Below are 19,543 nucleotides of genomic sequence, written 5' to 3'. Positions count from 1 at the left end.
CCGCCTCATGACACCCCTCTTTCCGAACAAATATAAGCCTTAAATAATTTGAGCCAGGGGAAACGTGAGCCGGTCAACATCGCTGGAATGGCCCTTGAAGATCGTTGGTATCGGAGAAGTGAATGGAGCGAACCGGCAGGTGGTTCCCGGGTTGAGAGGGTTCGATTGCGTTTAATTGCATTAGAAGTTAATGGATTCAAGTCCTTCGCCGACCCCCAGAAGCTCAGCTTCCCGGTGGGCATGACGGCGGTGGTGGGGCCCAACGGATGTGGAAAATCCAACATCTCGGACGCCCTGGCCTGGGTCCTGGGCGAACAGCGGGCCACCCTGCTGCGCGGGGCCGAGATGGCCGACGTGATCTTCGCCGGCACCGGGCAGCGCAAGCCCATGGGCATGGCCGAGGTCAAGCTCACCCTGGAGATGCCCGACCCCGGCCACCCCGGTTCCGTGCGGGAGGTCGTCATCAGCCGCCGGCTCTACCGGGACACGGGCAGCGAATACCGCATCAACGGCCGGGAGTGCCGGCTCAAGGACGTGTCGGACCTGCTCATGGACACGGGCATGGGCACCCGGGCCTACTCCTTCATCCAGCAGGGCCAGATCGACCTCATCCTCTCCTCCAAGCCCAAGGACCGGCGTTCCCTCCTGGAGGAGGCCGCGGGCATCACCCGCTACAAGCTGCGCCGCACCGACGCCGAGCGCCGCCTGGAGGAGACCCGCGCCAACCTGCTCCGCCTGGACGACATCCTCTTCGAGCTCAACAAGCAGCAGGAGTCCCTCAAGCGCCAGGCCGCCAAGGCCCGGCGCGCCCAGGAGCTGGACGTCGCCATCAAGGCCACCCAGCGCATCCTGCTGGCCGGCAAGGCCTCGGAACTGGAGGAGGCCAAGGAGCGCATCCTGGAGAACCTGGACGCCCTGGAGCGGCGCATCGCCGCGCTGACGGCCCAGGCTTCGGAGAAGTCCTCGGAGGTGGAGGGCCTGCGCCTGGCCCTGGACGAGATGAACCACAGGCAGGACAAGCGCGCCCGGGCCGTCATGGGCCTGGACCAGCGCCTGGGCCTGCTGGACCAGGACCGCGGCTTCCAGGGGGAGCGCATCCAGGACTCGGAGCAGACCGCCGCCCTCCTCCAGGCGCGCCTGGACGAGCTCTCCGCGCGCTCGGGCGACACCGAGGCCGAGACGGCCCGGCTCCAGGAGGCCCTCAAGGCCGCCGAGACCGCGCTGGAGGCGCGGGACACGCTGGTGGCCGACGCCGAGGAGGCCGTGGCCCTGGCCGGGGGCGCCCTGCGCCACATCGAGGGCGAGCTCAAGGAGCTGCGGGCCCGGCGCGTGGAGGCCGAGCGGGAGGCCCTGGCCGCGCAGCGCCGGCGCCAGGCCGTGCACCAGGAGATCGCCCAGCGCTCGGGGCGCCTGGATTCGCTCAACCACGAGGAGGCCATCCGCGCCCCGCGCCTGGAGACCCTGGAGGCCGAGTCCCTGCGCCTGGGCCGCGAGGAGGAGGGCGCCGCCGGGCGCCTGGAGCAGATGGAGGAGGCCGTCCAGGTGCAGAGCCGCATCCGGCAGGAGACGGCCGAGGCCCACCGCGCCGCCGCCGCCGCCCTGCGCGAGGCCGAGGGCGCCCTGGAGGCCCAGGAGCTGCGCATGCGCCAGCTGGGCGACCTCCTGCGCGACGCCGCCGGCTCGGACGAGCAGCGCAAGGCGCTGGAGTGGCTGCGCGGCAGGGGGGTGCTGCCCACGGCCTTCGTGGACGCGGTCTCCGTGGACGACGAGCACCTGCCCGACCTGGAGCGCCTGCTGGGCGCCTGGATCCAGACCGTCGACCTGGGCGAGGCCCGCGGGGCCTGGGAGGCCCCGGGACAGCTCATCTTCAGCGCCGGCGGCCCCGCGGACCCCGTCCCGGCCCCGGAGGGCGCCTGGGCCCTGCGGGACGCCGTGAAGTGGCGCCCGGGCCGTCCCCGGCCCCTGGAGGGGCTCCTGAACCGCGCGTTCGCGTGCGAAGACGCCGCGCTGACGGAGCTGGCGAAGGCCCATCCGGACCTGGCCTTCGTGTCGCCCGCCCTGGTGAAACTGCCCTTCGGCCCGGTGCAGGGCGGCGTGGCCGCGCCCGCGGCCTCCCCCCTCAAGCTCCGCCACGAGTTCGAGGCCGCCAAGGCCGCCCGCGAGGAGGGGCTGGACCGGGTGGAGGCGCTGGAGTCCGCGGTGAAGACCGCCGACTACCGCATGCGGGAGGCCGCCGACCGCTTCAAGGAGATGGACGAGGACCACATGTCGGCCCGGCGCGTGCTGGAGGATCTCAAGGGCCGGCGGGCCTCGGCCTCCGCCCAGCTGCGGGAGATCAAGGAGGCCCAGGAGCGCGCCGACGCCCAGTGGGAGCAGCTGGAGGCGGAGATCGCCACCCTGCAGGCCCAGCTGCGCGACCTGGAGGCCCCGGCGGAAAACCCCGAGGAGGCCGAGCTCGTGGAGGCGGTGCACGCCGCCGAGGCCCGGCGCGCCGAGGCGCAGAAGGCCCTGGACGACCGGCGCGAGACGCTGGTGGAGGCCTCGCGCATGCGCGGATCCGCCTGGTCCGAGCGGGACGCCGTGCAGCGCCACCTGCAGCAGCTCCAGCGGGGCGTCTACGACCTGGAGGCCGAGAAGGGCCGCGTGCAGGCCGATATCGCCGCGAGCTCCGAGAAGGCGGCCCAGGCCGCCGCGCGCCTGGAGGAGCTGGAGCTGGAGACGAACCGCCTCCTGGTCGAGCGCCAGGAGCTGGTGGAGGAGCAGAACGCCGCCCTGCCCGGCATCGAGAGCGCCCAGGAGTTCGTGCGGGTGCAGGAACGCAACGCGCGCGAGCTGGGCCAGGCCCTGGAGAACGCCCGCCAGCTGCACCAGGAGTCCCTGCTGCAGGGCGCGCAGGTGCAGGGGAGCATGGAGGCCATGTCCCGGGAGATCGAGCTGGCGCTGGGCTTCACGGTGCCCGACTTCCTGGCGTCCATCTCGGACGAGGAGAAGGAGGCCTGGGCCATGGGCGAGCTGGTGCACCAGACGCGCATGCAGGAGCTGCAGAGCAAGCGCCTGGACCTGGGCGGGGTGAACCCGCTGGCCATCCAGGAGCTGCAGGAGGCCGAGGACCGCCTGGCCTTCATGAACGAGCAGCGGCGCGACGTGACGGAGGCCATCGGCAACCTGGAGGCCACCATCCGCGAGATCAACGCCACCAGCGAGGAGCGCTTCCGCGAGGCGTTCGAGTTCATCAACACCCGGTTCCACGAGGTGTTCCGCGAGGCCTTCGGCGGCGGCGCGGCCACGCTCATCCTGCAGGATCCCAAGGACCTGCTGGAGTGCGGCATCGAGATCACCGCGCAGCCCCCCGGCAAGAGCGCCAAGGCCCTCACGCTGCTCAGCGGCGGGGAGAAGGCGCTGACCGCCATCTCGCTCCTGTTCGCCATCTTCCACTACAAGCCCAGCCCCTTCTGCGTGCTGGACGAAGTGGACGCGCCGCTGGACGAGGCCAACGTGGGGCGCTTCGCGGCGATGGTGCAGCGCATGAAGGAAGGCACCCAGTTCATCGTCATCACGCACCAGAAGCCGACCATGATCGCGGCGGACACGTTGTACGGCGTGACCATGGAGGAGATGGGCGTATCGAGGCTCGTGAGCGTGCAGCTGCGGGAGGCGGCGCAGCTGGTTTGAAACGGTCATGGGAATGTCATGAACTGTTTGGAGAGGGTTCGGGTTGTCAACGCGAAAGAAACCTGAAAGTGTGGAAAACTAATTGATGTTTGATTTATTCAAACCTGCGAATCCTTAATATCTATTCGTTGATAACACTTGACATAACCATGGAACCCCCAAGGTTGGACTTACCCGGTTCCCGATGACCTGGACTGGATTCCTTGGGCTCCAGGCCGGAAATCCACAAGGTTTTCCACAAGGCGCCTGGGCACCCCCCGTGTGACCGTTTCGTAAACGCGCGGAAACACGATTGTTGCGGGGTCCATGGAGTCCTTTTTGTGCCCTTTTTTCCAGGGTGCTGCAATTCCCTGCATTTTTCGCCTTGACGGGTCCCCGGGCGCGGGAAGGGCCGCCCCGGTTACAGTCAATACATGGCCAAGGTTTCCTCCCACTACGAATGCACCGCCTGCGGCGCCCGGTTCCCCCAGCCCATGGGCAAGTGCGGGGCCTGCGGGAGTTTTGGAACCATCGAGGAGGTCCGGGGCAGCCTGAGGAAGGATCTCTCCCGGGCCCGCAGCGCCTTTTCCCAGAGCAGCTACCAGGACCCCGTGTCCCTGCTGTCCGTGGAGATCAGCGAGACCTCCCGCGCCGCCACGGGCCTTCCGGAACTGGACCGCGTGCTGGGCGGCGGCGTGGTGCCCGGGATGGTGGTGCTCCTGGGGGGCGAGCCCGGCATCGGCAAGTCCACGCTCGTCCTCCAGTGGGCCGCCACCTGCGGCGGGGACGTGCTCTACGCCAGCGGCGAGGAGAGCGAGCGCCAGATCAAGCTGCGCGCCCAGCGCCTGGGCGCCGAGAGCCCCGGCATCCACCTCTTCGCGGAGACCGACGTGCGCAGGATCCTGGAAGCCGCGGACCGCATGAAGCCCGCGCTGCTCCTGGTGGACTCCATCCAGACGCTCTTCGATCCGGAGTTCGAGTCCTCCGCGGGCTCGGTGAGCCAGGTGCGGGGCTGCGCCACGCTCCTGGCCCGCTGGGCCAAGACCACCGGCACGCCGCTCGTGCTGGTGGGCCACGTCACCAAGGACGGGACCCTCGCCGGTCCCAAGGTGCTCGAGCACCTCGTGGACACGGTGCTGGCCTTCGAGGGGGACCGCCACCACCACCACCGCCTCCTGCGCGCCCTCAAGAACCGCTTCGGCGCGGCCTTCGAGCTCGGCGTCTTCGCCATGACCGAGCGCGGCCTGGTGCCCGCCGAGGGCAACCCCTTCTGGCTCGACGCCGAGCCCAGGCCGGGCTGCGCGGCCACCGTGGTGCTCTCGGGCACGCGCCCGGTGATCGTGGAGATCCAGGCCCTGGTGGCTTCCGCGGGCCTGGGCATCCCGAGGCGCACCGCGCTGGGCATCGACGGCCAGCGCCTCTCCATGCTCTGCGCCGTGGCCGAGCGCCGCGGCGGCGTGCAGCTCCACGACCGGGACGTCTACCTGAACGTGGCCGGGGGCCTGGAAGTGGAGGACCCCGCCGCGGACCTGGCCGTCATCGCCGCGCTCACCAGCAGCGCGACGGGAAGGGTGCTCACGCCCAGGTGCCTGTTCCTGGGCGAGGTGGGGCTCACCGGCGAAGTGCGGCCGGTGTCCCAGCTGCCCCTGCGCCTGCAGGAGGGCGCCCGCCTGGGCTTCCAGAGCGCCGCGGTGCCGCGCATGGGACTGGACCTCGCCCTTTCCTCCCCCTTGGAACTCTTTCCGGAGCTGGGGATGGAGCGCCTGAAGGGCAAGGCCTGGCTGCTGGGCAGGACCGAAGGGCAGGACTAGGGTGCGCAAGATCACGTACCTCGCCTGAGGGGCCCCGCTTCCCGGGGCGGCCTCGGCCACAGCGGTTAGAATCCAGGGCAGTGAGGGATTCCCATGCGCTCAATGACCGCCTACGCCGAGACCGTCCTTCCCCTGGAACGGGGGGCGCTGCGCCTCACCGTGCGCTCGGTGAACCACAAGGCCCTGGACATCTCCCTGCGCATCCACCCCTCCTTCTTTCCCCTGGAGGCCGGCATCCGGGCCCGCGTGCGGGAGGCGGCCCTGCGGGGCAAGGTGGACCTGGCGGTGGAGGTGCAGGACGAGCCCTCCCTGGAGCCCCAGATCAACCGCTCGCTGCTGCGGTCCATGGCCAAGACCTGGCAGGAGGACGCCGAGTGGCTCAACCTGCCGCCCTTGTCCGCCGAGGCGTTCTTCCGGCTGCCGGGTGCCTGGCTGCCCCCCTCCGCCGACCTGGCGGAGCGGCTGGAGGGTTCCATCCTGGAAGCCCTGGACACGCTGCTGAAGCTCTGGAATGAAGGGCGGGAGAAGGAGGGCGAGCGCCTCCTGCCCGCCTTCCAGGACGGCGCGGCCCGCCTGGAGGCCCTCTGCGCCGCCTTGCAGGCCGAGAGCGAGGCCCAGGCCCGGGAACTGCCGGAACTCTACCGCAAGCGCCTGGAGCAGGTGCTGGAGGACGCCCGTCTGTCGGGTCAGCTACCGGCCGAGCGGATCATCGCCGAGGCGGGCGCCCTGGCGGTCCGGGAGGATGTGCGGGAGGAGCTTGTTCGCCTGGCCTCCCACCTGGAGGATTTCCGGGAGCGGCTGCGCAAGGGCAACCTGGGCGGCAAGGCCCTGGACGTTTGGAGCCAGGAGGTGCTCAGGGAACTCAACACCTGCGGCTCCAAGTGCAAGCGCCTGGCCATGACCCGGGCGGTCATGGAGGCCAAGGGCGTCCTGGATCAGATCCGGGAGCAGGGGGCGAACCTGGAGTAGGGGGCTAAAGATTTTTTTCATCCTCACCCATCCCCGTCCATCCCCGTTCATGCCCGGCTAATTAAACGCTGAATTTGCCGGCGATGAACGGGGAGTGCGCCAGGCCAAGCCTGGGCGAGGAGGATGGATGACCTAAGACAGACTGAAACCTCGCAATGGAGCCCAGCGGGGAGGCAGCAAGCCCCGCCCGGCAAAGCTGGCCAGCAGCCGGAACCGAGTCTTGCGTGGGGAAGGGCGACCGACCTCGTGAAGCGTAGACAGGGAGTGCATGGGCCGTGTGATGGAGCCCCGAAAGCATCCAACCGTGGGAGTCGACGCCGTTCTCCGATCGGAAGACAGCACCCGAAGGTCGCAAGGGCCTGACCGTAGGGTCCCACCGGGGTCATAGAGCAGGGCACGTGCACAGGGGTTCCCCAGGAACCTGGGAGATCCAGCCATCTCCGCCAACAACCCAGTGGTGAGGGAAGCCACGTAAAACGAACCCAGGCTCGCCGGGGGGTGCCGCCCCCGGCGGGAGCGAACAGCCGGCACAGGGCGGTACCGCAAACTGAAGGAAACGAAGGAGCGCGGGAGGGGTGGCCGGAAGTCGGAGCAGCTCATAGTAGCGATGATCGCGGGGAACCGGGCCGCCGGGACCCGCTGGAGCCAAGGAGCTGCCGGATCACGGAACCGTTGAAGGGAAAGATAATGGGTGCAATGACATCCAACAGCGTCTCCACGAAACAACAACGGATCGCAGAACTGGCCAGGATCCACCCGGAGGTGGCTTTCACCTCCTTGGCCTACCACATGGACCTGGACTGGATGAAGGAAGCCTTCGGGCGCACCCGCAAGGATGGGGCGACCGGGGTGGACGGCGTGACGGGCAAGGAATACGGGGAAAACCTGGAGTCCAACCTCCAGAGCCTCCTGAACCGGGCTAAGAACGGCGACACCTACAAGGCCCCTCCAGTCCGGAGAACCTACATCCCGAAAGGGGATGGCAGCCAACGCCCCCTGGGCATTCCCGCCTTCGAAGACAAGGTCCTGCAAAGGGCCGTGGTGATGGTGATGGAACCGCTCTATGAGCAGGACTTCCTGGACTGCTCCTACGGGTTCAGGCCCGGGCGCTCCGCGCACATGGCGCTGGAGGCGATTTGGCAGGGGTTGATGGACATGGGGGGAGGCTGGGTGCTTGACGTGGATATCCGTAAGTATTTCGATACTTTGGACCACGGGAAGCTGCGGGAAATCCTTGACCTGCGGATGAAGGACGGCGTTCTGAGGCGCCTGATCGGCAAATGGCTCAACGCGGGCGTGCTGGAGAAAGGATGCATCACGCACCCGGAAACCGGCTCGCCCCAGGGCGGGGTGGTCAGTCCGATGCTCGCCAACATCTACCTCCACGAGGTGCTGGACGTGTGGTTTGAAAGGGAGGTCAAGCCCCGACTCCGGGGTCGGGCCTTCCTGGTGCGCTACGCGGACGACTTCGTGATGGGCTTTGCCCAGGAGGAGGATGCCAAGCGGGTTATGGAAGTCCTGCCCAAGCGGTTCGAGCGGTATGGCCTGACGATCCACCCGGATAAGACCCGGCTGGTGGAGTTCTGGAAGCCGAGGGAGCCCAGGGACCCCAATGGGGGACCAGGCCACTTCGACTTCCTGGGATTCACCCACTACTGGGCCGCGGCCAAGAACGGCCGGTGGGTGGTGAAGCGGAAGACCGCGAAGAGCCGGATGAGTCGGGCGCTCACGAAGATCGGGGAGTGGATGGCCAAACACCGCCACCTCCCGGTGCGCGAGCAATGGCGGACGATCAACCAGAAACTGGTCGGTCACTTCAGGTATTACGGGATCACGGGGAACTCCAGGGCCCTGGCGCACTTCCGCTATGAAGTTGGGCGAAGGTGGCGTGGATGGCTCAACCGGAGGTCCCAGCGGGCCCGCATGACCTGGGATCGCATGAACAAGCTTCTGGCTCGGTTCCCACTGGCCCCAGCCATCAGTTACGCATCGAAACTACGTCCTCAGCGACCGTGACGAGGAGCCGGATGCGGTAGTCCCGCACGTCCGGATCTGAGGGGGGCCGGGGGCGCAAGCTCCCCGGCCTACCCGACTGGACGGGGATATAAAGGGGATAAAGGAAAATGAGAATTTCAGCCCTGTTCACAGGTTTTCCGGAACGTCCACCAGAATGGGCTCCTCGATGCGGCCCAGGCGGCTCAAGTGCCGCAGGCGCTCCAGTTGGATCATGGAGAGGCGGGTGCCGGCGGGGATGAGGATCATGCCGTCGGGGTTGAGCACGTCGGCCATGAGGAGCATGCCGGGGGCCAGGCTCTCGATGTCCAGCAGGCGGTGGGTGGCCTCGGGCTCGGCGGCGGGGTCCGCGCCCAGCACCTGGCCCAGGGCGGCCAGCACGGCCGGGTCGTAGGCGCCCTTCCGCAGGCGCAGCTGCTCGAAGACGACGCTGCGGGAGTGCCGCTGGCGCAGGCCCTCCACGAAGTCGGTGGCCACGCGCAGGATCCGGGACTCCAGGGGGAGGGCGTCCTCCCGGGTGCCGTCCATGGGGTAGCCCTCGCCATCGAAGTCCTTGGCCGAATAGAGGATGATCCGGGAGACGGACTTGAGCCTGGGGATGTTGGCCACCATGCGCGCGCCCACCTCGGGCACGGTGCGGAAGGCCTCCTGCTCCTGGATGGTGAGGCGCTCCCCCCGCGCCACCTTGGCCTGGATGTCCACGGGGATGGCCAGCCGGCCGATGGGGGCCAGCAGGGCCGCCAGGCCCAGGTCCCAGGGGTTCCGGATGCCCATGCGGCCGGCCATCTTCATGGCGTATTCGCGCAGGAGCTGGCTGCGGCCGAAGATCTTGGCGTCGAAGATGGAGAGCAGGTCCACCAGGGTCTGGACGCTGCCCGTGAGGGTCTGTTCCAGGAGGATCCGTTCGCCCGTGACCAGGTCGTACTGGCGGATGCCGGCCTCCAGCACCTCCGCCAGGTTCTCCTCGTCGCAGGGCTTGTTCAGGAACCGGAACACATGGCCCTTGTTCACGGCCTCCATGGCGGTCTCCAGGTCGGCCTGGCCGGTGAGCATGATGCGGGAGGTGTCGGGGGAGATGCGCTTGACCTCGGCGAGGAACTCCACGCCGTCCATGCCCGGCATGCGCATGTCGGCCACCACCGCAGCGAAGGGCAGGGAGGTGCGGATGAGCTCCAGGCCCTCGTCCCCGGAGGCGGCGGCGTGGAAGTCGAACCGCTTGCGGTAGGCCCGGCCGAAGGCGGCGGTGAGGAGGGGATCGTCGTCCACGAAGAGGATTCTGGCGAGCATGGGGACTCCGGAGGTCATTCGGGGAGCGGGGTGGTCAGGAAGGTCTTCCACCGCCCGGGGCGGTGGGGGTCGCCGTAGGCCAGGATCCGTTCATCGGAGCGTCCGTCCTGGAAGAGGTCCGCCGCGCCCTCCAGGAAGCCGTCGGCGGCGTAGAGCGCCAGTCCGGAAGGGAAGCTGCCGGAGGGAAGCGAGGGGGCGTGGTGCTCCCGGATGCGCTGGCAGAACTCCTGGGGCAGGCCCCACAGGCTCAGCACCTGGGCGCCCACGTGGGGGTGGTCGGTGCCGTAAAGCTGGCGCTCGGCGGCCACCAGGCCCTGGGCGGGGGCCTCGGCGACCCGGCGGTAGTCCGCGTCCGGGTCCAGGGCCAGGATCACCCGGCCGATGTCGTGGAGGAGGCCCAGGGAATAGGCGTCCTCCATGACGGCGGGGCGCTGCCCCTCCCCGGCGGCGATGGCCCGCGCGCCATTGGCCACGCCCTGGGAGTGGCGCCACAGGGCGCTCATGTCCAGTCCGGCGGGTTCGAGCGCCTGGAGGGCCTCCATGGCGCCCCGCACCAGGACCACGGTCTTCACCGTCTCCAGGCCCAGCATGCTGATGGCCTGCCCCAGGTCCGTGACCTTGCGCTCCAGGGAGAAGTAGGCCGAGTTCACCAGCTTGAGCAGCTTGGAGGCGATCCCCAGGTCCGACTGCACCAGGGCCACCAGGGCCGGCATGGAGGGATCCTCGCCCGACAGCAGGGTGCGGATCCGGCCGTAGATGACGGGCAGGCTGGGGATGGCCTTGAGGCCCGAGACGAATTTCCGGGCCTTCTCGTCCAGGCCGCCGGTCTCGCCCAGCACCAGCTCCTCCAGGACGCCCACCAGGATCTCCGGGTCCAGGGGCTTGGCCAGGAAGCGGTGGAAGTGGCCCTCGGCGGCCTCCATGAGGTCCACCCGGGGCTGGCCGGAAAGGACGACCCGCAGGGTGGAGGGGCTGGAGCCGTGCACGGCGCGCAGGAGGGCCGCGCCGTCCATGCCGGGCATGAGGAGCTCGGTCACCACGATGTCGAAGTTTTCCCGCCCCAGGAGGGCCAGGGCCTCCTGCCCGGAGCCGGCCAGGGCCACGTGCCACGCGGGCCGCTCCATGCGCATGGAGCGCCGGAAGGCCTCCAGGAGCATGGGCTCGTCGTCCACCAGCAGGATCCGCATCAGGCCTCCCTAGGCAATTGGATGACGAAGGTGGTCCCCACGCCGGGCTCCGTCTCGAAAAAGATCTTCCCCCCGTGGAGGTTGACGATGTTCTGGTAGCAGATGGTCAGGCCCTGGCCCGTGCCCTTGCCGACCCCCTTGGTGGTGAAGAAGGGTTCGAAGACCTTGGCCTGGACCTCCGGGGGGATGCCGGTGCCCGTGTCCCGCACCCGGATCTCCACGAGGCCCTCCCGGCTCCGGGTGGAGACGGTGATGGTCCCCATCCCCCCCCGGGCGCCGATGGCGTGGGCGGCGTTCACGATGAGGTTGAGGAACACCTGGCTGAGCTCTGCGGCGTGCCCGCGCACGGCGGGAAGCCCCTCCTCCAGATCCAGGTCCAGGGTCGCCACGTACTTCCATTCGTTGGCCGCGATGGTGGCGGCACTTCCGGCCAGGCGGTTCACGTCCAGGAGGGTGGGGTCCTTGGCTCCCGGGTGGGTGAATTCCTTCATGGCCCGGACGATGCGGGCCACGCGCTGCACCCCGTCCAGGGAGTCCTGGAGCACCTTGGGGAGCTCCGCGCACAGGTAGGCGAGGTCGGCGTCCTCCTCCGCCGCCTTCAGCCGCGGGCTGGGGCCCAGCTCCTCCCGGTAGAGGTCCAGGAGGCCGGTGAGCTGGATGAAGGCCTTCTTCAGGAGGGTCAGGTTGAGGTTCACGAACTGGATGGGGGTGTTGATCTCGTGGGCGATGCCCGAGGCCAGCTGGCCCACGGACTCCAGCTTCTGGGCGTGCCGGAGGCTGACCTCCAGGGCGGCGCGCTCCTGTTCGGCGAGCCTGCGCTCGGTCACGTCCCGGGCCACCACCAGGCCCTGGTGGCCGTCCGCGTCCCCGAACCGCGCCGCCCGGGCCTCCAGCACCCGGTAGGAGCCGTCCCGGTGGCGCAGGCGGAACTCCAGGACCGGGAGGGTCCCCCGGGCGATCAGGTCCTTCAGGGCGCCGGCCACGCCCGGGAGGTCCTCGGGGTGGACCGCCTCCTCCAGGAAGGGGTAGCGCTCGCCGGGGCCGTAGCCCAGGACCCGCGCATAGGAAGGGCTGGTGAACGTCCTTCGCCCCTGGTCGTCCACGATGGCCAGGATATCCATCATGTTCTCGGAGATCGCCTGGAAGAGCTCCTCGCTCCGGCGCAGCCGGCGCTCGGTGGCCATGCGCTCCCGGGAGTAGCGCGCCACCCGCAGGAGGGTGGGGGCGTCCCAGGCGCCCTTCACGAAGTGGTCCTGGGCCCCGTTTCGCAGGCACTCCATGGCCAGGTCCTCGTCGGTGTCGGCCGTCATCACCACCACGGAGGCCGACGGATTGGCCCGGCGCACCCGCCGGAGGGTCTCCAGGCCCCGGGAATCGGGGAGGTTCAGGTCCAGGAGCACCAGGTCCAGGCCCGGGGCGGCCAGCATCGGGAGCGCCGAGGCCAGGTCCGCGGCCGTCAGGCACTCGCTGCCGGGCTCCCGGGTGCGGAAGAGGTGGGCCACCAGGGCCAGCCATGCGCGGTCGTCCTCGATGACGAGGATCCTGGAGGCTGGGGGTTCCGGCTGCATGGAGACTCCATCGGCCGGAAAGGGCCGGGGGATTAACTTGCCTCCGGCTTCAGCGACCTTTGCATCAACCGGTTGACGGATTCCCTGGGATCGGCGCCCTCGAGCAGGCGCACCACCTCCTGGGTGATGGGCAGCTCCACGCCCAGGCTCCGGGCGAGGCCGAGGGCGGCCTCGGCGGTGAAGGCGCCCTCCACCACCTGGTTGCCCAGGGAGGCCGCCGCGGCCTCGGGGGTCATGCCCTTGCCCACCAGGGCCCCGAAGGTGCGGTTGCGGCTCTGGGGGCCGGTGGCGGTGAGCACCAGGTCGCCCAGGCCCGCCAGGCCCATGAGGGTGTCCCGGGTGCCCCCCAGGGCCTCCACCAGGCGGCTCATCTCGGCCAGGCCCCGGGTGATCAGGGCGGCGCGGGCGTTGTTGCCCAGGCCCAGGGACTCCACCAGGCCCGCGGCGATGGCCAGGACGTTCTTGAAGGCGCCGCACAGCTCCACGCCGGCCACGTCCCGGCTGAGGTAGACGCGCAGGGCCGGCGTGGCCAGGAGGGCCTGCAGCTCCGCGGCGCGGTCGTCGGGGATGGCCGCCGGCAGCGCCAGGACGATGGCGGAGGGCTGGGCCCGGCTCACCTCGTCGGCGAAGGTCGGCCCGCTGAAGACCCCCACCGGAACGCCCAGGATGCCCTCCAGGGTCTCGGAGACGCGCTTGAAGCTGCCCTGCAGGATGCCCTTGCTCACCGACACCAGGAGCTCGGGGCGGGAGGCCGTGCGGGAGGCCAGGTCCGTCCACACCTTGGGGTTCACCTGGGTGGGCAGGGCGGTCACCCAGAGTCCCGCCCGGAAGCCGTCCTCGGGGTCGAGGATGGGGCGGACGCCCTGGGGGATCTCCACGTCGGCCAGGGACGGGTGGCGCCGGGTGGTGGCGAGGGCGGTGACCAGGGAGGGGGGGTGGCCCCACAGGTCCACCCGGGCCCCCTGGCGGGCCCAGGCGATGGCCAGGGCGGTGCCCCAGGCGCCGGAACCGAAAATCGTGATATCGGGTTTCTTAGACATTCCTGCCGGCTCCCCAGAACTTCGACTCCGTGCCCTGCACAAGCCGGTTGATGTTGGCGGCGTGCTTGCGGATGACCAGGCCCACCAGGAGCGCCCAGGCCAGGATCGGCCACTGGGCCATGCCCTCCTGCACCGGGAGCCGCGCCCAGGCCCCCATGAAGCCCATGGCGGTGAGCAGGAGCACCAGGGCGGCCACGACGCTGCCCAGGCTCACGTAGCGGAAGACGAGCAGGCACAGCACGAAGGCGCCCAGGGCCGGCACGACCATGGGCGCGTGGTAGGCCAGCACGCACCCCAGGGCGGTGGCGACGCCCTTGCCGCCCTGGAACTTCAGCCAGGGCGTGAACACGTGGCCGAGCACGGCCGCAAGGGCCACGAAGGCCATGAATTCCGGGGCGAAGCCGAATTTCTTCGCGAGGAGGACCGGCAGGAACCCCTTGGCCGCGTCCAGCAGCAGGGTGGCGATGCCCAGGGCCTTGCCCCCGGCCCGCATGACGTTGGTGGCGCCGATGTTGCCCGAGCCCTGGGCGCGCACGTCGCCCTTGCCCGCGAGCTTGACCAGCAGGAGGCCGAAGGGGATGCTCCCGGCCAGGAAGGCTCCGAGGCACCAGATCAGGTAGAGTTTGATGGCAGGCATGGTCATCCCAGCAGGGTACCCGATCCGGGCCGGATTCGGGATAGCATGGCCCCGTGGGGAGGTCGCCATGCGCGCAGTCCATGCCCTGATCTGTCTTCCCGTCCTCCTTGCGCCGGGCTGCGGCGGCGGGTCCTCCCCTGCCGCTCCGGCGGCGCTCGCGGTCCAGCCGGCCGCCGTGACCGTGCTGACCGGCAGCACCGTGGCGTTCTCCGCCTCGCTGGGCGGGGTCTCCGGAGCGGCCGTCACCTGGAGCGTGGTCGAGGCCGCCTCAGGGACCATCTCCGCCGCCGGCGTCTACACGGCCCCCCTGGCGCCCGTGACCTGCCACGTGCAGGCGGCCCTCGCCTCCGACCCGTCCCGCACGGCCCGGGCGGCGGTCACCGTGGTGCCGGCGGCGCCGCCGGGAACGCCCGACCTGGGGCTTGGCGCGTCCCTCAACGGCTGGCTGCCGTTCCCCGCGGACAGCCCCTGGAACCAGGACGTCTCGGGCCTGCCCGCGGACCCGGCCTCCGCCGCCATCATCGCCTTCGTGGGCGCGGGCGCCGGACTCCACGCGGACTTCGGCTCGGGCACGTACGACGGCGCGCCCATCGGCATCCCCTACGCCGTGGTGGCCGCCACCCAGCCCCGGGTGGCCGTGGCCTACCAGGCCTACGGCGACGAGAGCGACCCCGGCCCCATGCCCATCCCCGTGCCGCCCCCCTTCGAGGGCGCAGATCCCACGGGCACCTCCGGCGACCGCCACGTCATCGTGCTGGACCGGGACAACAACTTCATCTACGAGCTCTACGGCTCCCAGCTGCAGACCGGCGGCTCCTGGAAGGCCGACAGCGGCGCCATCTGGGACGCCACCTCCAACGCCCTGCGCCCCTGGGGCTGGACCAGCGCCGACGCCGCCGGGCTCCCGCTCTTCCCGGGCCTGGCCAAGTACGGCGAGGTGGCCTCGGACAACCTCCGCCACGCGCTGCGCCTTACCGTGCCCACGACCCGCAGGGCCTTCGTGGCCCCCGCCACCCACTGGGCCTCCTCCAACACAAGCGCCAGCGCCCCGCCGATGGGCGCCCGCATCCGCCTCAAGGCCGGCAAGGACATCTCCGGCTTCCCGCCCCAGTCCCGGGTGATCCTGCAGGCCCTGAAGACCTACGGCATGATCCTGGCCGACAACGGCTCCGCGTGGTTCATCTCCGGCAGCCCCGACCCCCGCTGGGACAACGCCGACCTCCACGCCCTGGGAGGCATCACCGGCGCGGACCTGGAGGTGGTGCAGATGGACACGGTCCACACCACCGTGCCCACCGGCGCGGCCCCCGTGATCCAGGCCTTCGCCGCCTCCCCGTCGACCGTGGCGGCCGGGGCCAGCGTCACCCTGTCCTGGACCGCCACCGGCGCGACCCGGTTCTTCCTGACCCCCGAACCGGGCCCCGCGAGGGGCACCAGCGCCGTCGTGAAGCCCGCCGCCACCACGACCTACACCCTCCTGGCGGAGGGTCCCTACGGCAGCGCCACGCGGACGGCGACGGTGACCGTCAACTGATTCAGGCCCTCCGGACCTTGCGCACCGCCTCCTCCAGATCCACCGTCCGGAACGGCTTCTGCACGAACAGCGCCGGTGCCGTCCCCGGCGGGGGCGTGGCCACGTCCCTGGCCGAGAAGCCGCTGAGGAGGATCACGGGCACCTGGGGGTCCAGGGCGCGGATGGCCCGGAAGGCCTCGTTGCCGTCCATGCGGGGCATGGTGATGTCCAGGAGGACCACGTCGACGCGGCCCCGGTGCAGGGTGAACAGCTCCAGGGCCTCCTGGCCGTCGGCGGCGGCCAGGACCTCCATGCCGCGGTGCTCCAGGAAGTCCGCCACGATGCTGCGGACCATGGGCTCGTCGTCGGCCACCAGGGCGAGGCCCGTGAGGGGGGTCGCGCCCGCGGCCGCGGAGGCGCCGGAGAGGTCCCGGCCGGGGGCGGGGCCGGCGGAGGGGAACAGGATCTCGAAGCGGGAGCCCTGCCCGGGCGCGCTGGTGATGTGGATGCCGGCCTTGTGGCCCCGGAGGATCCCCAGCAGCGCCGAAAGGCCCAGGCCGCGCCCGGTGGCCTTGGTGGTGTAGAAGGGGTCGAAGATGCGCTTGCGGGTCTCCGCGTCCATGCCGCAGCCGGTGTCGGAGACCAGGAGCATGGCGTAGGTGCCGGGCTCGAGGCCCTGGCCCGGGAAGCGCGCCTCCAGGAAGGCCCGGTCGGCAACCAGCAGGCGGGTCTCGATGGCGATGGAGCCGGTGCGGTCGGCGATGGCGTCGGAGGCGTTGGTGACCAGGTTCATGACCACCTGCTGGACCTGCACCGCGTCGGCCATGATCATGGGGAGGCCGGGCTCCAGGTGGAACTCGAGGTCGGCCTTCTTGGCGATGGAGACGGAGAGGAGCTCGGTCATCTCCATCACCATGAGGTTGAGGTCCAGGAGGTCCACCTTCAGGCTGCCCCGGCCCGAATAGGCCAGCATCTGGTGGGCCAGCTCCGCGGCCCGCAGCACCGAGGCCTCGGCGCGCCTGAGCATGGGCGCGGCCACGGAGTCCGGCTCGATCAGGTCCTGCGCCATGTTCACGTGGCCCAGGATGGCCGTGAGGAAGTTGTTGAAGTCATGGGCGATGCCCCCGGCCAGGACCCCCAGGCTCTCCAGCTTCTGCTTGGTGCGGGCGATCTCCTCGGCGCGGGTGCGCTCGGTGATGTCCCGGATGGAGAGGACCACGCAGGCCTTCCCGTCCAGGGGCTGGCCCATGCGCAGGATGCGGCCCTCGAAATCGCACCGGCCCTCGGGGGTGGACAGCTCGAAGACGGCGGTCTGCAGGCGGTGCGTGTCCAGGGCCTTGCGCACGGCGCCCAGGAGGCTGTCGGCGGCGTCCCGGGGCAGGACCTGGGGGATGGTGGAGCCCAGGAGCGCGGCGGGGGCCGCGCCCAGGACCCTGGGATGCTGGCCGTAGATGCGCAGGAAGCGCCCGTCCTCGTCCAGCACGGCCATGGGGTCGGGCACGGCCAGCGCCATGGCCTCGGTGCGGGACTCCTCCTCCCGCAGCTGCCCGGTCATGTGCAGGGCCATGAGGCGGGCCCGCTGGCCGGTCTGGACCAGGGACGTCATGAGGCCCCAGAGGAGGAGGGTGATCAGGCAGCCGCAGGCGCCGATGCCCACCGGCAGGGACCACTCGGCGGTGCCGGCGAATTCGGGGCGCGCCCGGAATTCGAAGTTCCAGATGCGGCCGAAGACCTCCACGGTGCGCTCCAGCTTGCGTCCCTCCGCCAGGGGCGCGCCGTAGAGCTGCCGGGCCGGGCCCGGGTCCCCCCAGGGGCCGGCGTCCGTGATCGCCACGTCCAGCTTCCGGAGGGTCTCCTTGCCCAGGGCCTCGGCGATGAGGTCCTGCACCCGGAAGGCCCCGTTGATGCAGCCCAGGAATGTGCTCCTGCGCTCCTCCAGGGTGGCCGGGGCGCCGTGGTACAGCGGCAGCCGCATGAGGAGGCCCGGATCCGGACCGTCATACTGGAGCACCTTCATGGGACCGGTGAGCACGAGGGCTCCGGTGTCCCGGGCGCGGTCGATGTCGAGGCCCTGGCCGGGGATGGTGCGGGTGTCCCGCCCGATGGAGGTCCGGTTGGACTCCCGCGGTTCCGCGAAGAGGAGCACGAAGTACCTGGGGCGCAGGCCCGGCGGGTGGATGGCGAAGGCGGGGTCGCCCATCTCCCTGCGCAGGTCCCGCTCGGCACGGTCCCGGTCGGCTCCCGGGATATCCACGCCGTAGCTCACGGACAGGAGCCCCGGATGGTGGGTCCTGAGGTCGAGGGAGGCGAAGTACTGGTGGAAACGGTCCCGGTTGAGGCCCAGCGCCGCGGTGGAGTGGCCCCGGAAGCCCATGAGGATGTCGCGGTAGGCCTGGATGGTGTAGTGGAGGTTCTCCTGGGCGATGACGGCTTCCTGCTCGACGCGCGCGCGGGTCGCCTTCACCTGGAACCGCCGCGCCGCCAGGGCCCCCACCAGGGACGCGGCGAGGCCCAGGACGAGGACGAGGGTGACGATGCGGGGATTGCGCAGGATGACGCGCTGGTTGAGGGGATTCACGGGCACCCCTCCAGGGTGGAGTTGGACTACCAGGATACTAGTCCCTTTTTTCCAGGATCGTCCTGCGAAGGTAGTCCAGCGCCCAGGAGGCTCCCCGCGCCTGCATCTCCATGCGGGTCCCGAACATCGTGAAGGCCTTGTGGAAGGTCCCGTCCGGGCCCGCGGCGGCGACCAGGCAGGTGCCTACGGGCGCCGGACCGTCCTTGTCCTCGGTGGGACCCGCGTTGCCGGTGACGGCCAGGCCCCAGGTGGTCCCCAGGCGCGCGCGGATGCCCTCCGCAAGGGCCCGGGTGACGGGTTCGCTGACGGTGCCCGCGGCGCGGATGAAGGCCGGGTCCAGGCCCGCCAGGGAGGCCTTGGCGGCCACGGAATAGACCACGCCGCCGCCCTGGAACACGCGGCTGGAGCCGGGCACGGAGGTGATGCGGGCCGCCATGTTTCCGCCGGTCATGCTCTCGGCCAGCGCCAGGGTCTCGCCGCGGGCCTCCAGGAGGGCCAGCAGGGCGTCCTCGATGCCTCCCTCGGCGCCGACGAAGGCCAGGTCCAGGGGATGGTCCCGCCGGAAGTCGGCCTCCGCCGCCGCCAGGGCCGCGGGATCGCCGCCGCGGGCCAGCAGCTCCACATGGTGGAGGCCGGCGAGGATGGTCCAGTCGAGTCCGGCGTGCTTGACCCTCAGGGGCCGCACGCGCTCCTCCAGGGTGCTCTCCGGCACCGACCCGAAGACCATTCGCAGCGTGGAGGTGGAAGGGCCCCTGAAGGCCTCCAGGCCCGCCGCGACGTGGTTGTGCCACATGAGCTTCATCTCGCGGGGCACCCCGGGGAAGAGGATGATGGTCCGGCCCGGGTAGCCGGGCGGGTTCTCCCAGCGCACCCCGGGCGCCGTGCCCGCGGGGTTGTGCAGGGCCTCGGCGCCCAGGGGGATGAGGGCCTGCTTGAAGTTGGAGGCGGCGGGGGTGCGGTTGCGGCTCGCGTAGAAGTCCAGGATGGCCTGCCGGGAGGCGAGGTCCTCCACCAGGGGCGCGTCCAGCGCCTCGGCCCACACCTCCTTGGTGAAGTCGTCGAAGGTGGGTCCCAGTCCGCCGGTGCAGAGGATCAGGTCCGACCGGTCCAGGGCCTCCCGGAAGAGCTGCAGGAGGTCGTGGCGGGAATCGCCCACGGCCGTCTTGCGGTGGAAGGCCAGGCCCAGTTCCCCTAGGCGCTCGGCCAGCCAGACGGAATTGGTGTCCAGCCGGGAGGTGGTGAGGAGTTCCGAGCCGATGGCGATGCATTCGATGCGCAGCATGCCTCCA

12 protein-coding genes are annotated in these 19,543 nt (G+C 70.4%); 5 read left to right on the top strand and 7 right to left on the bottom strand.

Going from position 1 to position 19,543, the window contains the following annotated elements; genetic code table 11:
• The first annotated feature begins 165 nt into the window (after positions 1 to 165).
• The 4 genes from smc (at position 166) to ltrA (ending at position 8,447) form a co-directional block, all read left to right on the top strand.
• On the top strand, positions 166 to 3,672 hold the full coding sequence (smc, locus tag ACZ5MC_RS14120; protein ID WP_306601140.1) for a chromosome segregation protein SMC: 3,507 nt from the start codon (positions 166 to 168) through the stop codon (positions 3,670 to 3,672).
• Between the two features lie 413 nt (positions 3,673 to 4,085).
• The gene (gene radA, locus ACZ5MC_RS14115; RefSeq protein ID WP_306601139.1) at positions 4,086 to 5,462 is read left to right on the top strand and encodes a DNA repair protein RadA; all 1,377 of its coding nucleotides are present in this window, start codon (positions 4,086 to 4,088) and stop codon (positions 5,460 to 5,462) included.
• Positions 5,463 to 5,555: 93 nt separating this feature from the next.
• The gene (locus ACZ5MC_RS14110) at positions 5,556 to 6,431 is read left to right on the top strand and encodes a YicC family protein (protein WP_306601138.1); all 876 of its coding nucleotides are present in this window, start codon (positions 5,556 to 5,558) and stop codon (positions 6,429 to 6,431) included.
• Between the two features lie 687 nt (positions 6,432 to 7,118).
• Positions 7,119 to 8,447 (top strand): group II intron reverse transcriptase/maturase, encoded by a 1,329-nt coding sequence (gene ltrA, locus ACZ5MC_RS14105; RefSeq protein WP_464516094.1) that lies wholly within the window; start codon positions 7,119 to 7,121, stop codon positions 8,445 to 8,447.
• Positions 8,448 to 8,573: 126 nt separating this feature from the next.
• On the opposite strand, the gene ACZ5MC_RS14100 is transcribed toward ltrA, so the two are convergent.
• From ACZ5MC_RS14100 to plsY, 5 genes are read right to left on the bottom strand one after another with little or no spacing between them, the layout of a single operon-like run.
• Positions 8,574 to 9,731, bottom strand: coding sequence for an HD domain-containing phosphohydrolase (locus ACZ5MC_RS14100; protein ID WP_464516093.1), 1,158 nt, complete (start codon positions 9,729 to 9,731; stop codon positions 8,574 to 8,576).
• A 14-nt stretch (positions 9,732 to 9,745) separates the two neighbouring features.
• Positions 9,746 to 10,918, bottom strand: coding sequence for an HDOD domain-containing protein (locus tag ACZ5MC_RS14095; protein WP_464516092.1), 1,173 nt, complete (start codon positions 10,916 to 10,918; stop codon positions 9,746 to 9,748).
• Complete coding sequence (locus ACZ5MC_RS14090) at positions 10,918 to 12,486, bottom strand: hybrid sensor histidine kinase/response regulator (protein ID WP_306601135.1); 1,569 nt, start codon at positions 12,484 to 12,486, stop codon at positions 10,918 to 10,920. The genes ACZ5MC_RS14095 and ACZ5MC_RS14090 overlap by 1 nt, the downstream gene beginning before the upstream one ends.
• A gap of 32 nt (positions 12,487 to 12,518) precedes the next feature.
• Positions 12,519 to 13,526, bottom strand: a complete 1,008-nt coding sequence (locus ACZ5MC_RS14085) for an NAD(P)H-dependent glycerol-3-phosphate dehydrogenase (protein WP_306601134.1) — start codon at positions 13,524 to 13,526, stop codon at positions 12,519 to 12,521.
• On the bottom strand, positions 13,519 to 14,163 hold the full coding sequence (plsY, locus tag ACZ5MC_RS14080) for a glycerol-3-phosphate 1-O-acyltransferase PlsY (protein WP_306601133.1): 645 nt from the start codon (positions 14,161 to 14,163) through the stop codon (positions 13,519 to 13,521). Before plsY ends, ACZ5MC_RS14085 begins: the two co-directional genes overlap by 8 nt.
• Positions 14,164 to 14,230: 67 nt before the next feature.
• Between plsY and ACZ5MC_RS14075 the strand changes: the two genes are divergently transcribed.
• Positions 14,231 to 15,697 (top strand): hypothetical protein, encoded by a 1,467-nt coding sequence (locus ACZ5MC_RS14075; protein ID WP_464516091.1) that lies wholly within the window; start codon positions 14,231 to 14,233, stop codon positions 15,695 to 15,697.
• 1 nt (position 15,698) lies between these two features.
• On the opposite strand, the gene ACZ5MC_RS14070 is transcribed toward ACZ5MC_RS14075, so the two are convergent.
• Entirely contained in the window at positions 15,699 to 18,254 is a 2,556-nt protein-coding gene (locus tag ACZ5MC_RS14070; RefSeq protein ID WP_464516090.1) for a CHASE domain-containing protein, read from the bottom strand.
• Between the two features lie 37 nt (positions 18,255 to 18,291).
• Positions 18,292 to 19,536 carry a CinA family nicotinamide mononucleotide deamidase-related protein gene (locus ACZ5MC_RS14065; RefSeq protein WP_464516089.1) on the bottom strand — a complete coding sequence of 415 codons (1,245 nt, stop codon included), beginning with the start codon at positions 19,534 to 19,536 and terminating at the stop codon, positions 18,292 to 18,294.
• Positions 19,537 to 19,543 lie beyond the last annotated feature (7 nt).

It is taken from the genome of Mesoterricola sp. JemC181 (assembly GCF_055384585.1).
The sequence above is the reverse complement of the archived record's forward strand: the minus strand, read 5'-3'. Positions and strand labels throughout refer to the sequence as shown.

Bases quoted from the DNA above. Each gene is read 5' to 3' on its own strand.
- radA (WP_306601139.1), top strand. From the start codon at position 4,086: ATGGCCAAGGTTTCCTCCCACTACGAATGCACCGCCTGCGGCGCCCGG.
- ACZ5MC_RS14110 (WP_306601138.1), top strand. From the start codon at position 5,556: ATGCGCTCAATGACCGCCTACGCCGAGACCGTCCTTCCCCTGGAACGG.
- ltrA (WP_464516094.1), top strand. From the start codon at position 7,119: ATGGGTGCAATGACATCCAACAGCGTCTCCACGAAACAACAACGGATC.
- ACZ5MC_RS14100 (WP_464516093.1), bottom strand. From the start codon at position 9,731: ATGCTCGCCAGAATCCTCTTCGTGGACGACGATCCCCTCCTCACCGCC.
- ACZ5MC_RS14095 (WP_464516092.1), bottom strand. From the start codon at position 10,918: ATGCGGATCCTGCTGGTGGACGACGAGCCCATGCTCCTGGAGGCCTTC.
- ACZ5MC_RS14090 (WP_306601135.1), bottom strand. From the start codon at position 12,486: ATGCAGCCGGAACCCCCAGCCTCCAGGATCCTCGTCATCGAGGACGAC.
- ACZ5MC_RS14085 (WP_306601134.1), bottom strand. From the start codon at position 13,526: ATGTCTAAGAAACCCGATATCACGATTTTCGGTTCCGGCGCCTGGGGC.
- plsY (WP_306601133.1), bottom strand. From the start codon at position 14,163: ATGCCTGCCATCAAACTCTACCTGATCTGGTGCCTCGGAGCCTTCCTG.
- ACZ5MC_RS14075 (WP_464516091.1), top strand. From the start codon at position 14,231: ATGCGCGCAGTCCATGCCCTGATCTGTCTTCCCGTCCTCCTTGCGCCG.
- ACZ5MC_RS14065 (WP_464516089.1), bottom strand. From the start codon at position 19,536: ATGCTGCGCATCGAATGCATCGCCATCGGCTCGGAACTCCTCACCACC.